This window comes from Streptomyces sp. NPDC001219 (genome assembly GCF_053597915.1).
In genome coordinates this window covers 101,136-118,532 of record NZ_JBSFJF010000012.1, presented here as the reverse complement: position 1 = coordinate 118,532, position 17,397 = coordinate 101,136, and the positions used below count along the sequence as shown (strand labels likewise).

Here is a 17,397-nt window from a genome sequence, read left to right as displayed (position 1 = left end):
CTACCGAGGGCCCGGTTCCGGCCCTGATACCTGGCCGGTTGACCAGGGCTCCGGCTCCTGCTCCGGTTCCGGTGCCTTGCCCGGCCACATCGTCGTGACGATGGGCCAGATCAGGCTGTAGAGCAGAATCTTGGTCAGCGGGTTGAGCCAGACCAGCATGGGCGCGCCCTTGCTCAGCCCTCCCGCCAGGACGACCAGGCCGATGAGCAGCGCGGCGCTGAGCACGTACGCGAACAGGAACGTGAACCAGGACCGCCAGGCATTGGCGATCGCCTGGCGCCCGTACAGCTTCGGTCGCTCAGGCTTCGCCACGCCGCCGTACCGGTGCGCGAACTTCGCGTCCGCCCAGCGCAGCGTGCGGTGCCCGTAGACGACGGTGAGGCCCAGGTACGCGGCGGACAGTCCGTGCCAGATACTCGGCCCGGCTCCCTCCCGGACGCTGATCACGGTCGCGGCCAGCAGGATGATGTCGAGTAGCGGGACGCAGAGAAGAAGAGCACCGCCAAGACCTCGCCGGCCGGCCACATAGCGGACTGCCAGACCGCCCGCCAGCAACACCCAGAACAGAACGTCGCAAACTAAAATGAGGTAAAGGATGGTGTAGCCCCCGTCGTCTCTGACTTCTTCGCGTGGTCGTGGTCGTGGTCGTCGTGGGTTTGCGACTCCGGGGCCCCGGAGCAAACCTGGTCGCATTATGGCCAGTTGGTCATCGGCGAGGGTGCACTTCGCGTCACGACCACGACCCCAGCTTTCACGGAGTCGTCGTAGCCCTTCGCCTCCGGCTTCGTCCGTGACCCGCCACGACAGTGCATGGGCGGCCCGGACGGCCCACCGGGGCGGGGACCTCTCCTCAGCAGCGACGCCGCAACAGCCTCGTGATCAACAGATGCGCCTCAGAGGTCCACCACCAGACGCCGGCTCAGCGCGCGTGACACGCAGGCGTACATGCGGCCTTCGGGGGCGCCGATGTCGTCGCGGTGCTCGGGCTCGCCCTCCAGGACGGTGAGTTCGCAGCTGCCGCAGACGCCCTCGCGGCAGCCGGACGGCAGCGGATGCCCGGCGTGGGCCAGGGCGTCGAGCAGGGACTCGTCGGCCGGTACCCGGACCTTCCGTCCGGACCTGGCGCACCGCACCTCGAACTCCGCTTCCGGTGCGAAGGACTTGGCCACCGGGTGGAACCATTCCGTGTGCAGCCGGCCGGGCGGGAACACGTTCGACGCCGCGGTGAGCATCGGTGCGGGGCCGCAGCAGTAGACGAGGGCGCCGGGGGCCAGCCCGGCCGCGAGGGCGCCGAGATCCGGCCTGCCCTGTTCGCGGGTGGCGACGATGCGGACGTGCTCGCCGTACGTGGCCCGCAGGTCGTCCGCGAACGGCATGGTCGCGGCCGACGGTCCCACGTACACGAGTGAGGCCGGTATCCCCGCCGCGGCCGCCGCACGCAGCATCGGCAGGACGGCGGTGATGCCGATGCCGCCCGCGAGGAAGAGGTACGCGGGCGCGGGCACGAGCGGGAAGTGGTTGCGGGGCAGGGACACGTCGAGGACGCGTCCCTGGCGCAGGAACCGGTGGATGTACTCGGACCCGCCCCGGCTGAGGCGCTCGTACCGTACGGCGACGCGGTACGCGGTGCGGTCGGCCGGGTCGCCGCACAGCGAGTACTGCCGGGTCAGCCAGTTCGGGAGGGTGATGTCGATGTGTGCTCCGGGCTCCCAGGGCGCCAGTGGTCCGGTGGCGCCGCGCAGGACGAGGGAGACGGTGCCCTCGGCGGCCTGGTCGATGCGGTCGACGACGGTCTGCTGCATGGTCAGTAGAGCTTCCGGTAGGTGTCTTCGAGACCGCGGTCGATGAGGCCAGGGTCGATGTCGAGGCCGAACTGGGCCGTCGCCATTTCGCCCAGCGTCGGGATTTCCTCGGCGAGGGCCTGGCTCGTGGGGTTCCACAGCCGGGAGCGAAGGATGGCGCGTCCGCAGTGGAAGTACGCCTGCGTCACCTCCACGATGAGCGCCAGTTCCGGTTCCCTGGCCTCGGTCCGCATCCTGGCGAGCACCTCGGGCTCGTCGGTGGGGTAGGCGTGGCCGTTGACCCGCAGCGTCTCGCGCAGCCCGGGGATGAGGAAGAGCAGGCCGATTCCGTCGTTCTCGGCGAGGTTGCGGAACGAGTCGGCGATCTTGTTGCCGAGCCGGTCGGGGACCGCGAGCGTGTGTGGGTCCAGGACCTTCACGAACCCGGGGTAGTCGCCCCGGGGCGAGCAGTCGGCGCGGCCCGCCGCGTCCGCGGTGGCCATCGTCAGGAAGGGGGAGTGCGCGATGAAGCGATGGAAGTGCTCGTCGATACGGTCGAGGATCTTGGCCTTGGTCATGGCTTCCGGCTCTCCGAGCCGGGCGAGGACCTCGGCGGGCGACACCCGCCGGGGGCGCGTACCGCTCTGCGTCTGCGTCAAGGGGACTCCTTCCGGGGCAGGCAGAAGACCGCGCCGGAGAGCCCATGGACCGCTCCGCCGCAGGTCATGGCAGTATTGTGAGCAAATACTCAGGTTGTGCGCTACTCGCTTTCGCGGTGCTGCCCAGGAGGCTTCATGACGTCGGAACGCCGGGGACTTCAGCCACGTAAACAGCCCCGTCAGGCCCGGGCCGAGCAGACCCGGCAGCGCATCCTCGCCGCCGCTGCTCATGTTTTCGCCGAGTACGGCCATGCCGCCGGGACCACCAACCGGATCGCCGAGCAGGCGCGGATCTCCATCGGTTCGCTGTACCAGTACTACCCGAACAAGGACGCGATCCTCGTCGAGCTGATGACCCGGCACCTCGACGCCGGGATGAACGCCCTCTCACGCGACGATGACGACACGGCGCCCTCTTCCCTCGAAGACGGCATCCGCCGCTATGTGCGCCGCACGATCGACAATCACCAGGACGACCCACAGCTCCTCCGCGTCATGCTCGAACAGCCGCCGCGTTCCTCGGAGTTGCTGGCGAAGTTGTCCCAGTACCAGCAGACACGGACCGCCCATGCCCGCGAGCTGATCGAGAACCACCCGGAGGTCCGGGTCGCGGACAGGGAGGTCGCCGCCCGGCTCCTCGTCGCCACGGTCGAACTGGTCGTGCACCCACTCATCGCCGCCCCCGACCCCCTCGCCCCCACGCGCCTGGAGAGCGAACTGGTCACCATGCTCACCCGCTACCTCAAGGGCGGTTCGGGGGAGCACGAATCCCGTACACCGCATTCCACTTGACGGTCGTTCGAGGTCCAGCCGCTGGCCTTCCGTTACCTGACCACACCGTACGCGGCAACCAAGATCGGCCGAGTCTGGGTCATGCTCGACCTCGACGGCACCGTCTACTCCTATGCCGGGCCGGCCAGTTCCCACGCTCGTACCACGGCGGCGGACCCACGACCGTGATCATGTGACGCGTGCCGGCCCTGACCCACCGGCACTGACGTGGACGGCCGCCGCCGGGAGTATGGGGCGACGCTTCAACTGATGCTCCGTCAGTGGGAGGCCAGCCGGCGCCAGCGGCGGCGCTCCGTGAGGACAGCTGTGGTGGCCAGCACGGTCACCGGGACCGCCGCCCAAGCGGGCCAGGCCAGCCATGAGGAGGTCACGGCCGCAGCGAGCTGGAGGAGCACCAGCAGTACCGTGACCCAGCCCGGCACCGCGATGATCACGTGGGCCTTGTCCCCCGGGGTGGACAAGAGCGTCGGAAGCCCGATCAGGACCACCACGGACAGGCCGGCGAGCATCCATGAGTGGCTGGACAGGGCCCACGGGGTGGCCACCCACGCGACAAGTTCCGTCGCGAAACGCACGGCGGAAGCGACGCGGTCGTCGGGGCGCCCCGAGGTCATCTCTCCCTCAGCGGTGTCATTCACCTGCGGACAATGTCACAGGGTTGGGTCAACGGACAGCCATTTCAGGCGAGTTGACCAGTGAGCTGCACCTGCCTCTTGTCCGTACGGGCCGTGTGGCCGGGGCGGCGTGGAGGCGGGCCGCCCCGGGCGCGCGCTCAGCAGTCGACGTCGAACACCGACCAGCAGATGTCGTTCCGCAGTCGCTGATCGTCGAGTACGAGTTCGCGGATCTCCTCCGGGAGCTGGTCACGCTGCCACCGGCACTCGCGTCGGCCCGCGGTCTCGCCCTCGCCGTCCGGAGCGGCAGCACGTACGGCCTTGATCGCATAGGCGGCCGCACCCAGCTCGTGCGCGGCGACGTGTGCGACGACCGCGGCCTGGCCGGCGGCGTACGCGGCATGCCGTGCCGCGCCCCGCAGCTCCCGGGCCGCGCCCATGGCATGGCCGCCCGCCGCACGAGCCTGCATCATCTTGACCTCGCCGCGCACCCAGGCACGGGCCTGCTCGATCGCTTGACGCGGCCGTGGGTCCTCGGGCCGAGCCGACTCGAAGAGGTCAAGGACGTGCTCGGCGCAGGAGGCCGCCCAGAGAGCGAGGAGATGGTGATCCGCGTCAGCGAGGGTCCCACCACGGCGGATCGTCACGAAGCGAGGGTCCCGGACCTTCGGGAGGATCATGGTTGGCGCTCCTTCTGCTGTAATCCGCCCACACCTGAGGGCATCCACTGGCCGCGAAGGCGCGGGAGACACTACGCGACGCAGGTCAGCCGTCGCCGACTTCGCGACAGCTTTCTCCCAGGAAGCACCGAGACATGCGAGGGCGAGACCTGCGAGGACGAAAGCGGTGAGGACGGAACGCCGTGCGCACCCCTGATCAGTTCACTGGGCATGGTAAGCACGGCGTGGCATATCGCTGGGATTGTCGGTGGACTGGGCATGGCCGTGTTCCTCGCGGGCCGCGTCCTGTTATGGATGGAAGCGCGGGGCTGGATCTACTGGCGCAAACGCAAGGGGCTGTCGTCCATCGGTTTTGAGTTCGTCCAGGAGATAACTCCTGGGGTGCAGAACGGTAGACGCGCCCTGGCACAAGAACGGGTGCGCAAGAACGTCAGGCCGGCGGAGGCTCTCGTGACGAACAGAGCGACCTGGACCAGGCGTACGTGACCGCCCATCACCGCGCACGTGGCCTTCTGCGCCACGTCAACCCGCGGATCAGCCTGCGCGAGGATGACTTCCGGAGGACGAGTACATGCCGATCGGATAGGATGATCATGCTCTTGTGCTTCAGGGGCATGACCGCAAGTACCGTATAACAGGGGGATGTTTACATGAAAAACTCCAGGCGTAGCGCCACCCTTGGCGCGGCCGTCTCGGCCGCCGCCCTCGCCGGTCTCGCCATGGCGCCCGCCGCTCACGCTGACAACATCAACTGCGATGTCAGCCAGATGAAGAGCGGCTACTACTCGGTCTGCAGCCGCCACTTCGGCGACAATCACACAGGCAGGGTGCAGATCAATATGGAGGACAACTCCGAGTGGCGGGCCATGGCATATTTCAACTACAAGAGCGGGACGCTCGAAGTCTTCAACTACACGGATCGCAAGATTCGCTACCTGCTGCAGTGGAAGGACAGCTCCGGGAAAGCCCACACCTCAGTGGATCAGGTGCTCACCCCTGGTGACACCGAGGACTGGCACATGTCCTTCCGCAAGGGTACTCAAATCGGGGTCGCCGTCGGCAGTGCCAGCACGGGTAAGGCAGCCATGGGCAGCTTCCGTGCCGGCTGAAGCAACTTAGCGAGACGTGACGACGCTCCGTCAGTCCCTGGACTGACGGAGCGTCGTCACGTGACCGGGAATACAAGCAACCGGCCTTTCCTGCCTATCCCAGATGAAGGCGAAATGCGGCGGCGCGTTCACGTAGCGGCCGAATGAGGCTGCCCACGCCGCCAGTCCCTGGCGTGGGCGGGCGGCCGATTCCGGACGGCCGGTCCACGCCTGGCCGACATGCCCGTTCGGCCGCGTGCCAGGATGAACTCATGTTGCTGCGGCTGCCGTTCGGGGACAGGCTACGGGATGAGTTGGGAGCGCCCAGAAGCTCTCGCAGGCTGGACAGCAGTCCGCGCTCGCGTGTGTGGCGCGTCGAGTTGCCGACGGCGATGGCGGTGGTGAAGCAGAGCGTCGGCGGTGCTGATGCCGACGAGCGATTCGCCCGCGAGGTGGCCGCGCTGCGGTGCGCCGCCCGAGCCGAGTCTCCCGTGGTACCCGCGGTGCTGGCCACCGATCCCGGCCGGCGGGTGCTGGTGCTGGAACATCTGGAGCACCGACGCCCCGCCGCCGACTGGATCGTCGACTACGCAGACGCGCTGGCACGGCTGCATGCCACCGCCCGGCCCGAGGACGCCGGGGTACTTCCCCGGTGGCAGGGCCCGAGCCAGGCCGATGCCGACGCTTTCCTACGGCTTGCCGCGGCGCTGGAGGCCCCTGTCACGCCTGGCGTGTCCGGCGAACTCCAGGACCTGGTGAACCGGCTCGACCAGGCACCCGGGCATGCCCTTCTCCATGGCGATCCCTGTCCCGGTAACGATCTCCACACCGCCACCGGAATCAGATTCATCGACTTCGAGCAAGCGTCGCTCGGCAGCGGATTGATGGAACTCGCCTATCTGCGCATCGGATTTCCGACCTGCTGGTGCGTCACTTCGGCCGCGGAGCCGCTGCTGGAACGGGCGGAGCACGCCTACCGCGCAGCGTGGCGCACCGCGACCGGCTCCGACATCCCGGATGGCCTCACTGACGCCTGTGCCGGCTGGCTGCTCCGCGGCGACGCGCTGGTTCAGCGGGCACACCGCGGAAGCAAGGATCACCTGGCCCGGATTCCGGACCAGGACTGGGAGTGGGGCACCGCCACGGCCCGGCAACGGCTCGTCCACCGCCTCGGTGTCGTGACCCGGCTGACGGCCGACGACCCCTCTCTCAGCGGCCTGGGCACCCTCTGCACCGCGATGCGTCAACGTATGCTCGCGCGCTGGCCCACGCTCCGGCCGGTCCCGGCACAGCGTCCGTAGAGGTCGGCCCCCGAACTGTCGACGAATCACCGCGGCCGGCGGATTTGCCCGTACTCGCTCCCGGCACCCTTGTCGTCACCGCCTGGCGCTTCGCCCTGGAGATCCGCTGCCGCGCCAGGCCGCTCGCTGACGGTCCGTCAGTACTGATCCACCTCAAGGGCGTCAGCCCTTCTTTGCCCTCTGGGAACCTGTAGCGCCCCCCTCGGCATCGAACTGCGAATGCCAACCGTGGAGCAGCAGGTCGAAGACCGTCTCCACGGCCGCGCGTGGGTCGTCTCGGCCCTTGGTGAGGGTCGGGAGTTCCAGGACGAACCGGGCCAGCGCCGAGCAGGCGAGATCATCTGCCTCCCGGCCGAGTTCCTCCGCGATCGCGGTGCCGAGGGCGTCCGCATGGCGCGTCCACATGCGCTCCGCGTACTCGCGCAGCGCGGGCGTGCGGTCCACCAGCGCGGTGAACTGCCGCAGGCGGGGATCGGACGCGATCGGCGCCCACGACGTCAGCGCGTGGGCGCGCAGTGCCTCGACCACGCCCTGGTCGTCGGGGCGTTCACGGACGGCGGCGGTCAGTGCCGCCTCGACTTCCTCTTCGCGGTCGAAGACCAGCGCTTCCTTGCTCGGGAAGTGCGCGAAGAGGGTCGTCGTCGACACATCGGCTCTGTCGGCGATATCGCGGACGCTCACTCGCTCGAAGCCGTGCTCCAGGAAGAGTTCCAGTGCGGCGTCGGCGATGGCCTGCCTCGTCGCGGCCTTCTTGCGTTCGCGACGGCCAAGGGGCGGGGAGTCGGGCATGGTGCCACCGTACCCCATAGCTGGAACGAAGCAGAAACTGTAACCATTGCACTTATGGACTCGTTTCTGCTTTGGTGGTCTCCGTGGGGGTTGCCGCCCCGTGGGGACGCGGCACCAGGGCATCGCCGTGCCATGGCGTGCACGGCGTCACCGGGAGACCCCGACCGAGGAACCCGAACGAGGAAAGGGACCCCATGCACTCTCCGAAGCCCGCGAGCGCGCGGATCAGCATCATCGGCGCCGGGCCTGGCGGCCTCACCTGCGCCCGCATCCTCCAGCGGCACGGCATCGCGGTGACGGTGTACGACCGCGATCCAGGGGGGACCTCCCGGAACCAGGGCGGCTCGCTCGACCTGCACCAGGAGGACGGCCAGCGCGCACTCCATGAAGCGGGCCTGCTGGCGGAGTTCTTCGCGCTCGCCAGGCTCGAAGGGCAGGAAATGCGCCAGATGGGCCCGGCGGGGCGGCTCCTGGCCCACCATCTGCCGGACGAGGGAGAAACGGTCAGTCCCGAGATCGACCGCGGGCAGCTACGCGCTCTCCTGCTGCGCTCGCTCGCCGCGGGGACGGTGCAGTGGGGGCGCACCCTCACCTCGGTGAGCGGACCCGCCAACGGCCCGCGAACGCTGACGTTCACCGACGGAACGGCCGTCGAGACGGACCTCGTCATCGGTGCGGACGGCGCCTTCTCCCGCGTCCGCACCGCCGTGTCACCCGCGGTACCGCACTACACCGGGGTCAGTTTCCTGGAGGCCTGGTTCGACGACATGGAGCAGGCGCACCCCGAGCTGTCCCAACTGGTCGGGAAGGGCAGTGCCCACATCGCCGACGGCGAGCGGGGTCTCTTCGCGCAGCGCAACAGCGGCGGCCATCTGCGCGTCTACCTCATGCGGCGCGTCCCCGTGGACTGGATCGCGGCGAACGGGCTGCGCCCCGACGACACCGAGGGCCTCCGTGCGCATTTGCTCGGCGAGTTCGCGGCCTGGTCACCGCAGTTGCTCCGGATGATCAGCGACAACGACGGTCCCTACGTCGACCGGCCGCTCTTCGCCCTGCCGGTGCCGCACACCTGGGAGCACTCGCCCGGCGTGACGCTCCTGGGAGACGCCGCACACCTCATGCCGCCGCTCGGCGTCGGCGTCAACCTCGCCATGCTCGACGCCTGCGAACTCGCCCTCGCCCTCGCCCACTCCACCACCGTCGCCGACGCCGTGCGCACCTACGAGAAGTCGATGCTGCCGCGCTCGGCCGAAACGGCGCGGCTGCTCGAAGGCGGCGCCGAGCACCTGCTGGCGGTGCCCGACGCCGACACGTTGGCGAGGTTCGCCCCGGACCCGGACTCGCACCCTGACCCGGACCCGGACAACTCCCGGAGCGCGGTGGGGCCTTCCGGTGCGTAGGGGCGGGTGACTCCCTGACGGAACACGGGCACACGCTCGACAAGGCGCTCGCGCCGCTCGGCGACTGGGGGATCGAGCGGATGCGCCGCGAGTCCTCCGAAAGAGTCGACGTGGCCGGGAGCTGACACCGTTGAGAGAGTCCCGGCCGCCACCGGTGGGCCGCCGGTCGGGTCAGCGGGCGGTGTTCTGCCCCAACCCCTGTGCCCAGTCCAGCAGTTCGCGGTCGTCCAGGCCGGTGCCCAGCCAGTCGTGGTCGAGGTCGGTTCCGGGCAGGGACGGGACGACCGCGACGTGGAGCCCGGCGGCGCGCGCCGAGGAGATGCCGGTGGCCGAGTCCTCGAAGGCGACGGAGCGCTGCGGGGCCGCGCCGAGTGCCTCGCATGCCATGAGGTAGAGGTCCGGCGCGGGCTTGGGGGAACGCACCTCGTCGGCGGCGAACGAGTGGCGGAAGTACCCGGCGAGGCCGGCCGATTCCAGTGCGGTGTCCAGCAGTTCACGGGGGCTGTTGCTGGCGACGGCGACGGGCACGGCTGCCCGGCAGGCGCGCACCAGCTCCGCCGCTCCGGGGAGGGCGGCAGCGCCCCGGGCCAGCTCCTTGCGGACTCTTTCCAGCAACTCGACGGCGAGTTCGGCGCCCGCTCCGGGCCGCCCGAAGTAGTCCGCCATGGCCTCTGCCGCGGCCTCCACGGTACGGCCGATGACCAGGGCTTTCTGCGCGGGGCCGAAGGGGTGGCCGTGCGCGGCGAACACGGCCGTCTCCGCGACGGTCCAGCAGTCCTCGGTGTTGACCAGCAGGCCGTCACAGTCGAAGACCACGGCCTCCGTGCGGGTGGGGAGCGGGCCCATGCCTGTGTCCTCTCACTTCGGGTGGGGTGGTGGGTTGTTCAGGGGTGGCCGGTGGCTCACTCCCCGAACGCGAGCCGGAGTCCGAAGGCGGCGATGGCCGTACCGGCGACACGGTCGAGACGGCTACGGGCCGCGATCCGCACTGCGGCAAGGGCGATCATGGGCGATCACGATACGTCGGACGCCATGCAGCAGCTACTTTTCCTGCCCGGTATCGGGCAGGGGTGGTGAAGAAGTGTGGGGCGAGGGTAGGCGCGCCGGTCAGATGCAAGCCGCGTATGCCGCTTTTGCCGGATGTGGCGCCGGTGTTGGCGCTCAGGCGTCGTGCCCGGCGGTGCGGCGCTGCTTGGCGCGGTGGGCGAGTACCTGGAGGATGCGTTTCCACGCCGGTGAGGCCTCGGCTATCCGGGAGTAGATCAGCTCCAGGTTTCCCCGCCGGCTGCTGTCGCGTCCGTGGGCGATCTCCCAGGCGTCCAGGTCCTCGATGAGCTGGTCCACACGTGGGTCGTGCGGTTCCCAGTCGACCGACTGGTCACAGACGAGGAACAGGCGCGTCGTCTCGGGGTCGTCGAAGCTGGCCTTCTTCTCCTGTATCCCCTCTGCCATGGCCTTCGGGTCCAGTGCCTGCATCAGGACCCAGGTGTCGCGCTCCAGACGAATCGTCCGTTCGCTGACCCCCAGGCCGCGCATCCGGTCCAGGATGGCGACCACCTCGGCAGGCAGCACCAGCGCTTCGCCGCTCGCCAGCGTGGCGATCCGGCGGCGGTGTTCGGTGAGTTGGTCCGTCTTGCGCTGCAACTCGGTGTCGATGTCGGCGATGGCGGCGGCGAACTCGGTCGGCTGCGCGTGCAGCAGCGCGTCGATACGGGCCAGGGGCACTCCGGCGTCGGCGAGGGTCCTGATCCGGATGAGGTCCACCGCCGCCTGCGCGTTGTAGCGGCGGTAGCCGGAGGCGTCGCGTGCGGGTTCGGGCAGCAGGCCGACGTGGTGGTAGTGGCGGACGGTGCGCACGGTCACACCGGCGGTCGCCGCGAGCTGGCTGATCGTGAGCACCGTCATCCTCCGGTCTTCGGGAAGCGCGGCAGCGCCGGCGAGGATTTTAGCGGGCCGGTTCCGTCCAGGTGACCGGCAGTTCGTGGACGCCGTAGATGTTCATGTCGGTCCTGAGTCTCACCTCGTCGGCGGGGACGGCGAGTTCGAGGGTCGGGAAGCGGCGCAGCAGTCCCTCGAAGCCGGCGCGCATCTCGATGCGGGCCAGTTGCTGGCCGAGGCATTGGTGGATGCCGTGACCGAACGACAGGTGACCGCGGGCCTTTCGGCGGACGTCCAGGGCGTCGGGGTCGTCGAAGCGCCGGGGGTCGCGGTTGGCGGCCAGCAGCGAGACGACGACGGTCGATCCCTTGCCGATGGTCTCGCCGCCGAGTTCGATGTCCTCCGTCGCGTAGCGGAAGAAGATGTCGGCGACGGACAGGTAGCGCATCAGCTCCTCGACGGCACCGGGCAGCAGGTCCGGGTCGCCGCGGAGTTGGGCCAGCTGCTCGGGGTGCTCCAGGAGCGCGAAGGTGCCCAGCGCCAGCATGTTGGCGGTGGTCTCGTGGCCCGCGAGCAGCAACAGGAAGGCGATGCCGGTCAGTTCCTCGACGCTGAGGTCGTCCCGGCGGGCCAGGTCGGACAGGATGTCCTCGCCGGGGTCGGCGCGTTTGTGCGTGACCAGTTCGGCCAGGTATGTGGTCATGGCGCCGTACGCGGCCATCTTCTCGTCCAGCGGCTGGTCCTTGACCAGGAACCGGGCGGAGTTGACCTGGAAGGTCTCCCGGTCCGAGTAGGGGACGCCCAGCAGTTCGCAGATCACCAGCGAGGGCACCGGCAGCGCGAACTCCCTGACCAGGTCGACCGGCGGGGCGAGGCACGCCAGTTCGTCCAGCTGCCGCTCGACGATGTCGGTGATGTGCTCCTCGAGCTGCTTCATACGTCTCACGGTGAAGGCGCCGGTGAGCATCCGCCGCAGCCGGGTGTGATCCGGCGGGTCCATGGCGACGAACAGGCCCGGCACCTGCGGGGACGGTTCGGTGGCGGCGGGCATGCCGGGGGTCTCGTACGGCAGGTGGAGCACGCCGATGTCCTGGCGGGAGCTGAACCGGGTGTCGGCCAGGAGCTGACGGACCGCGTCGTAACCGGTGACGAGCCAGCCCTCGTGGCCGTCGGGGAAGAGCAGAGGGCTGACCGGGCGGGCCTCGCGCAGCCGGGTGAGGTCACGCGGCGGGTCGAAGGGGCCGGCATCGCGCTCCATGGGGAGGCCGTTCGGGACGGGAACCGTGTGACTCATCAGGATTTCCTCTCGTGGCGGTCGATGAGGGGGAGTGGTGCCTCGGGGCAGGTCAACTGCCCTGAATGGCAGGGGACGTCCCCGGTCATGCCGAGAAGGCTCCAACCCTGACGCAGGGTCAGGGTCAAGCCTTCTGCCGCCATACCCGAAATGCACGCGATTGTCCCGTGGGCGGGGTTTCCGCTCGGGCCCGGTGCCGAGGCGCCGGTCAGGGCTCCTACGACACGGGCTCCGTGTAGGTGAAGTAGCTGACGGGTGTGCTGCTCTTGGGGGACTGCACGTAGACCCGGGCGGGAATGGCGATCAGACGCTCCTCCTCCGCCCGGGCGAAGCCCTTGGGGTCGGCGTAGCGGACGACGAGGTAGCCGACGTAGTAGGCGCCGTCGCGCCGGCCTTGCAGGCTCCCCTTCTTGTCGCTCGGGAACGTGACCTCGGTCTGGTCGTCGACCCCGGTCATCTTGCGCTCGGTCGTGGTGACGGACCAGCTGTAGGTGAAGCCGGCCTCGCCCCCGAGCTCTCCGCCGGTCCCTCCATCGGCGGGAGTCGTGGTGACCTTGGGCGTGAACTTGCCGCCCACCGACCAGCCGTCCGTCGTGCTCTTCTCGTCGGTGACCTGACCCGTCACCTTGTAGGTCTTCTTTCCTCCGCCCAGAACGGCGCTGGAGCTTCCGATCTTGGGGTACTTGGAGCCGGGCTTCGTGTCGAGCTTCCCGACAAAGACGCACGGCGACGCCTGGACATCGTGCGGTGACCCGTCGATGACGTCCTTGCCCGCGCAGTACGACTCGGCGGGGCCCTGGGTGTACTTGTCCGTCATCTTGTCGTCCGTGGTGTTCTTGCGCACCTCGACGGCCGGGTTGTCGGCGTTCTTCTTTCCCCAGCCCGTCACCAGCTGCTGCGCGACATCCCGGTATCCGGCGGGGTTGTTCGTGTCGTCCGCGTACTTCTGCGCCGCCTGCTTGGCGTCCTGGACCGCCTGCTGGGGGTCGTACTTGTCCTGCACATCCCGCAGGTCGAACGGCATGACGGCGCCGTTCTCGTCCCTGTCGATTCCCTTCGGGTAACCCATCACGGTCTCGGAGTCCCCGACGGGCGCCGTCTTCGTCAAGGCCGCCTGGATGTCGTCCTCGGTCTCGTAGAGCTTGTCATTGCGGATCGGATTCTCCTCGGCGGCCACGGCCGGTGACGCGGAGCCCAGCAACGGCGCCGCGGTGAGCAGGGCCGCGGTCAGCACCGTGACACTTCTGGCCCTGCGCCGGGACGCCCGGCGCGGGGCGGCAGCGGAATTCGACATGGTGATATCTCCCTTGCTTCCAGCAGCTGTTGAGTGCGTGAGTTTCCAGAACCCCGCGAAAAGGGCCCAGTTCATCGAATTCACCGCTGAGAGCGGGAGACCGGCCGGAACCCACCGCAAAGGGTTTCCACTGGGCCGCCCTGTGCCCGACCTCGCCCGGAGAATGCGGAACGGGGGATTTCCTCCTCTCGGCACAAGCGAAGAGGGGAGCCGTTCCGCAGTGGTTCCGCGGACTTATCGGTAACATTTGCGGCTTTAGCGGGAAGTGCCTGCGGTCGCCGTTCTTACGCGGACGGTGAGACGGTTCTCCAGCGGAGTGAGCCGCCTTTGGTGCCGGGCGCCTGGCGAGCGGCGATATTGCGCTTTGATAACGTCGCCGGTGCGACGGCGATCCGTTGTCCCGTCCGCGCAGAGTGCTTCCGGCGTGGCACGCCGGATCGAGGGACGGAGCACAGGTGACGCTAGGCGCTGTCCGCGACGCCGTTGTCCCGGGCGGCCGCGCCGCCCTCGTCCACGATGAGCCGGGCGGACGCCGTGTGAAAGGCCTCGAGGCCGGCCGCGAGCTTGGCGACGTCGGACGGGTCCATCCGCTCCAGGGTGGCCGTGATCTCCCGGCTCCGCGCCGCCCGGTACTCCTCGAGCAGCACCCTGCCGCGCAGGCTCAGCCGCAACTCGACCTCACGTCGGCTCGTCGCGCTGGGGCCCCGTTCGGCGAGACCCATCGCCTCCAGACGGTCGCAGAGCCTGCTGACCGCCGGCGGGCGCGAGGCGAGCGCCGCGGCGAGCGTGCGCAGATTCGTGCCTTCCCGCTTCTCGAGCACCAGCAGCGCGCGGAGCTGGGAAGGGGAGACCTCCGCCGAGCGCGCCGCCTCCTGGCCGTGCCCCCACAGAACCTCGAGCAGCTCGGAGGCGGCGAGGGCCGCCGCGCTCGCCTGTTCGCGGGAAGGGGACCGACTGGTGAAACGGGGCACACCAACACTCTGTCACCCTGCGCCTCTCCTTGTCAGACCGACCCTGCCCCAGGCGCCGCACGAAGGGTGCTCCGGAACCATGACTGAACGCTGTGACCTGGGGCCGGCGCTGCGTGCCTCGCTCCCGCACGCCCTGCCGGCCACCTTGCGCGACCATCTCACCGCCGCCTACGGGGCCACCTCCGTGCGCCTGTATCTGACGGACTACGGCGGCACCGTCCTCAGGTCGTGCGACTCCCCGGAGGGCGGCGATGTCTCACTGCCCGTGGCCAACAGCCCCGAAGGGCGGGCGCTGGGAAGCCAGGAGCCGCGCGAACAGCAGGCTCCCCATGGCGAGGCCGTCGACCACCATCTGCCGGTGACGGTGCGCGGCGACCGGATCGGCATCCTGACAGTCCGGCTCCCCGCCGGACGCTCCACACCGGCGGTCCTCGGCGAGCTGAGGCAGATCGCCGGCCAGCTGGGCCACGAGATCCTGGTCGCCGAGCGGGACACCGACGTCTACCAGCGGGCCCGCCGGGTCAGCCGCCTCACCGTGGCGGCGGAGATGCAGTGGCAGTTGCTCCCCGCCCGGGCGTGTGCCACCGGGCAGTACGCCCTCGGTGCCCAGCTGGAACCCGCCTACGCCGTGCACGGCGACAACTTCGACTGGGCTTCGGACGGCGAGGCGCTGACCCTCACCGTCACCAACGGCATGGGGCAGGGCGTCGAAGCCGCGCTCCTCACCCACCTCGCCGTCAGCGCGATGCGCAACGCCCGGCGCGCCGGCGTCGGCCTCGCCGACCAGGCGGCACTGGCCGACCAGGCGGTGTACGGCCACTACCGGGGCGCGTGCCATGTGTCGACGCTGCTGCTGCGCGTCGAGTTGGCGACGGGACGGATGGAGATCGTCGACGCGGGGTCGCCGCAGATGTGGCGGCTGCGGGGGAAGTCCGTCGAGCGCGTCGAGCCGGACCGGCAGCTGCCGCTGGGCATGTTCGAGGAGTCCCACTACACGGCTGAGAGCTTCACGGTCGAGCCGGGGGACCGGCTGCTGTTCGTGAGCGACGGGGTGTACGAGGCACCCTCGCCGCGGGGCGGGACGTACGCGGAGCGGGCGCTCGCGCGGGCGCTGGGCGCGACGCGCCTGCTGCCCGCCGCCATGGCCCCGGGAGCCGTGCTCCGTGATGTGGCCGAATATCGTGGCGCGGAGACGCTGGATGACGCCCTGGTGCTGTGTTTTGACTGGTTCGGCCACGCTCTCCGTCAGGCGGCGACCGGCGGGTGACCGTCGCGCGCGGTGCTGGTCACGCGCTCGGCCCAGGACCCCGCCGGGCCGCCGTATCGCCGGGAATCCCGGATCTCATATCTCCTCTTCAGCCGCAAAAACACCGCACCGATTCGGCCGTCCGGCCGTTCTCCGTCTCGGCGGGTGAAGAGGGGGCCCGCGCCTATCAACGCTTGATCGCGCTCGCTAACATTTGCCGGAAGGCAATTATCGATGAGTGCGGGTGGGCCCGGCCGCACCGCCGGGCGAGAAGTCCCGACACGGTCGGACGGGCCGGACCGAAAGGACAAAGAGTTGGTTTCCGCTGAGGCTGCCGCACGCGAGCGGGTCACGAACGCGCTGCGCGAAGAGGCCGATGAGATCTCGGACCGCTGGGTGCGGTTGCAGCTGGCGCAGCCCTCCCTGGACGGGGACGTGAGCGAGGCCGAGCTGGGCGAGGAGGCCGACGCGCTGGTCGGTGCCCTGCTCTCCGGCCTGGAACTCGGCGTTCCGGTCGAGCGGCTGGTCACCTCGCACGAGGAGATGCACCGGACGGTGTCCGAGATCTCGCTGCGCCGTGCCCGCCGGGGCGTCTCGCCCACCGCGACCTCCCTGGCGGTCCTGTCGCTCAAGGAGGTCCTGCTGGAGGCCGTGCAGCGGCGCACCCGTGAAGGGGAGGACCTCTTCGGCAGTGCGGTGCTGATCAACCGCCTGCTGGACACCGCCGGCGCGCTCTCCTTCGAGGTCTTCGTCGAGGGCCGTGAGGAGATCATCCGCCGGCAGAGCCAGCAGCTGTTGGAGGTCTCCACCCCGGTCGTCAGGCTGTGGCGCCAGGTCCTGGCCGTCCCGCTGATCGGCACGCTCGACACCGCCCGCACCCAGGTGGTGATGGAGAACCTCCTCCAGGCCATCCAGGAGCACGAGGCGCTGGTCGCCATCATCGACATCACCGGTGTGCCCACGGTCGACACGGCTGTCGCCCAGCATCTGATGCACACCGTCAACGCCGTACGTCTGATGGGCGCGGACTGCGTCATCAGCGGAATCCGGCCGCCCATCGCGCAGACCATCGCGCAGCTCGGCATCGACCTGTCGACGATCCTGACCCGCGCCACCCTCGCCGACGCTCTCGGCGAGGCCGTGAAACTCACCGACGCGGCGTCGGACATCGCCACGCTGGACAGGCGATGAATGCCCCCGTCTCGGGTGGCGTCCCGATTCTGCGCCTGGGAGACGTCCTGGTCACAGGTCTCCTCAACGAACTCGACGACAAGACCGCCGTGGCGTTCACCGAGGAACTCACCAGCCGCATCACCAGCGACGGAGCCCGCGGGGTCCTGATCGACATCTCCCGGCTGGAGATCGTCGACTCCTTCGTCGCCCGCACGCTGATGGAACTGACCACCACGGCGCGGCTGCTGGGTGCCCGGGTGATCGTCGCCGGGATGCGGCCGCCGGTCGCCATCACCCTGGTCGAGCTGGGACTCCAGCTCACCGGAGTGGAGACGGCACTCAACGCCGAACAGGGCATGGCTGCGATGGGGTGGCGTCAGAGCCCGCAGCCGTCCGGAGGGGGCCGGAGTGAGTTCCGCCCGGAGCACTGACGACCC

18 protein-coding genes and 1 pseudogene are annotated in these 17,397 nt (G+C 69.5%); 8 read left to right on the top strand and 11 right to left on the bottom strand.

Annotated elements, in window-relative coordinates:
• From ACWC9R_RS10600 to ACWC9R_RS10590, 3 genes are all read right to left on the bottom strand, one after another.
• On the bottom strand, window positions 1-525 hold the full coding sequence (locus ACWC9R_RS10600) for a hypothetical protein (RefSeq protein ID WP_450730344.1): 525 nt from the start codon (window positions 523-525) through the stop codon (window positions 1-3).
• 368 nt (window positions 526-893) lie between these two features.
• Complete coding sequence (locus ACWC9R_RS10595) at window positions 894-1,802, bottom strand: PDR/VanB family oxidoreductase (protein ID WP_450730343.1); 909 nt, start codon at window positions 1,800-1,802, stop codon at window positions 894-896.
• A gap of 2 nt (window positions 1,803-1,804) precedes the next feature.
• Window positions 1,805-2,440 carry an MSMEG_1061 family FMN-dependent PPOX-type flavoprotein gene (locus ACWC9R_RS10590; protein ID WP_450730341.1) on the bottom strand — a complete coding sequence of 212 codons (636 nt, stop codon included), beginning with the start codon at window positions 2,438-2,440 and terminating at the stop codon, window positions 1,805-1,807.
• Between the two features lie 135 nt (window positions 2,441-2,575).
• Between ACWC9R_RS10590 and ACWC9R_RS10585 the strand changes: the two genes are divergently transcribed.
• A complete protein-coding gene (locus ACWC9R_RS10585; protein WP_450730339.1) occupies window positions 2,576-3,232 on the top strand; it encodes a TetR/AcrR family transcriptional regulator in 657 nt (218 codons plus the stop codon).
• A gap of 257 nt (window positions 3,233-3,489) precedes the next feature.
• Here the strand turns inward: ACWC9R_RS10585 and ACWC9R_RS10580 are convergent, their stop codons facing one another.
• Complete coding sequence (locus tag ACWC9R_RS10580) at window positions 3,490-3,846, bottom strand: hypothetical protein (protein WP_450730410.1); 357 nt, start codon at window positions 3,844-3,846, stop codon at window positions 3,490-3,492.
• Window positions 3,847-4,004: 158 nt separating this feature from the next.
• Window positions 4,005-4,526, bottom strand: a complete 522-nt coding sequence (locus tag ACWC9R_RS10575) for a putative immunity protein (protein ID WP_450730337.1) — start codon at window positions 4,524-4,526, stop codon at window positions 4,005-4,007.
• 452 nt (window positions 4,527-4,978) lie between these two features.
• On the opposite strand from ACWC9R_RS10575, the pseudogene ACWC9R_RS10570 reads away from it, so the two are divergent.
• The 3 genes and pseudogenes from ACWC9R_RS10570 to ACWC9R_RS10560 all read left to right on the top strand — a co-directional run.
• Window positions 4,979-5,161 (top strand): annotated as a pseudogene (locus ACWC9R_RS10570) (hypothetical protein); the annotation flags it as partial.
• A gap of 15 nt (window positions 5,162-5,176) precedes the next feature.
• The gene (locus ACWC9R_RS10565) at window positions 5,177-5,635 is read left to right on the top strand and encodes a hypothetical protein (protein ID WP_450730335.1); all 459 of its coding nucleotides are present in this window, start codon (window positions 5,177-5,179) and stop codon (window positions 5,633-5,635) included.
• A gap of 251 nt (window positions 5,636-5,886) precedes the next feature.
• Entirely contained in the window at window positions 5,887-6,915 is a 1,029-nt protein-coding gene (locus tag ACWC9R_RS10560) for a phosphotransferase family protein (RefSeq protein WP_450730333.1), read from the top strand.
• A gap of 162 nt (window positions 6,916-7,077) precedes the next feature.
• On the opposite strand, the gene ACWC9R_RS10555 is transcribed toward ACWC9R_RS10560, so the two are convergent.
• Window positions 7,078-7,704, bottom strand: a complete 627-nt coding sequence (locus tag ACWC9R_RS10555) for a TetR/AcrR family transcriptional regulator (RefSeq protein ID WP_450730331.1) — start codon at window positions 7,702-7,704, stop codon at window positions 7,078-7,080.
• Between the two features lie 194 nt (window positions 7,705-7,898).
• Between ACWC9R_RS10555 and ACWC9R_RS10550 the strand changes: the two genes are divergently transcribed.
• Complete coding sequence (locus tag ACWC9R_RS10550; RefSeq protein WP_450730329.1) at window positions 7,899-9,104, top strand: FAD-dependent oxidoreductase; 1,206 nt, start codon at window positions 7,899-7,901, stop codon at window positions 9,102-9,104.
• Window positions 9,105-9,275: 171 nt separating this feature from the next.
• Here the strand turns inward: ACWC9R_RS10550 and ACWC9R_RS10545 are convergent, their stop codons facing one another.
• The 5 genes from ACWC9R_RS10545 to ACWC9R_RS10525 form a co-directional block, all read right to left on the bottom strand.
• Window positions 9,276-9,950 (bottom strand): HAD family hydrolase, encoded by a 675-nt coding sequence (locus ACWC9R_RS10545; protein ID WP_450730327.1) that lies wholly within the window; start codon window positions 9,948-9,950, stop codon window positions 9,276-9,278.
• Between the two features lie 315 nt (window positions 9,951-10,265).
• Entirely contained in the window at window positions 10,266-11,009 is a 744-nt protein-coding gene (locus ACWC9R_RS10540) for a MerR family transcriptional regulator (protein WP_450730325.1), read from the bottom strand.
• Between the two features lie 40 nt (window positions 11,010-11,049).
• Window positions 11,050-12,276, bottom strand: coding sequence for a cytochrome P450 (locus ACWC9R_RS10535; RefSeq protein ID WP_450730323.1), 1,227 nt, complete (start codon window positions 12,274-12,276; stop codon window positions 11,050-11,052).
• Between the two features lie 217 nt (window positions 12,277-12,493).
• Entirely contained in the window at window positions 12,494-13,570 is a 1,077-nt protein-coding gene (locus tag ACWC9R_RS10530; protein WP_450730321.1) for a hypothetical protein, read from the bottom strand.
• 461 nt (window positions 13,571-14,031) lie between these two features.
• On the bottom strand, window positions 14,032-14,541 hold the full coding sequence (locus ACWC9R_RS10525; RefSeq protein WP_450730319.1) for a MarR family winged helix-turn-helix transcriptional regulator: 510 nt from the start codon (window positions 14,539-14,541) through the stop codon (window positions 14,032-14,034).
• A gap of 79 nt (window positions 14,542-14,620) precedes the next feature.
• On the opposite strand from ACWC9R_RS10525, the gene ACWC9R_RS10520 reads away from it, so the two are divergent.
• The 3 genes from ACWC9R_RS10520 to ACWC9R_RS10510 all read left to right on the top strand — a co-directional run bounded on the left by ACWC9R_RS10520 (window position 14,621) and on the right by ACWC9R_RS10510 (window position 17,391).
• Entirely contained in the window at window positions 14,621-15,808 is a 1,188-nt protein-coding gene (locus ACWC9R_RS10520; RefSeq protein ID WP_450730318.1) for a PP2C family protein-serine/threonine phosphatase, read from the top strand.
• A 294-nt stretch (window positions 15,809-16,102) separates the two neighbouring features.
• Window positions 16,103-16,978, top strand: coding sequence for an STAS domain-containing protein (locus ACWC9R_RS10515; RefSeq protein WP_450730316.1), 876 nt, complete (start codon window positions 16,103-16,105; stop codon window positions 16,976-16,978).
• The gene (locus ACWC9R_RS10510) at window positions 16,975-17,391 is read left to right on the top strand and encodes an STAS domain-containing protein (protein ID WP_450730314.1); all 417 of its coding nucleotides are present in this window, start codon (window positions 16,975-16,977) and stop codon (window positions 17,389-17,391) included. Before ACWC9R_RS10515 ends, ACWC9R_RS10510 begins: the two co-directional genes overlap by 4 nt.
• The last annotated feature ends 6 nt before the right edge of the window (window positions 17,392-17,397 follow it).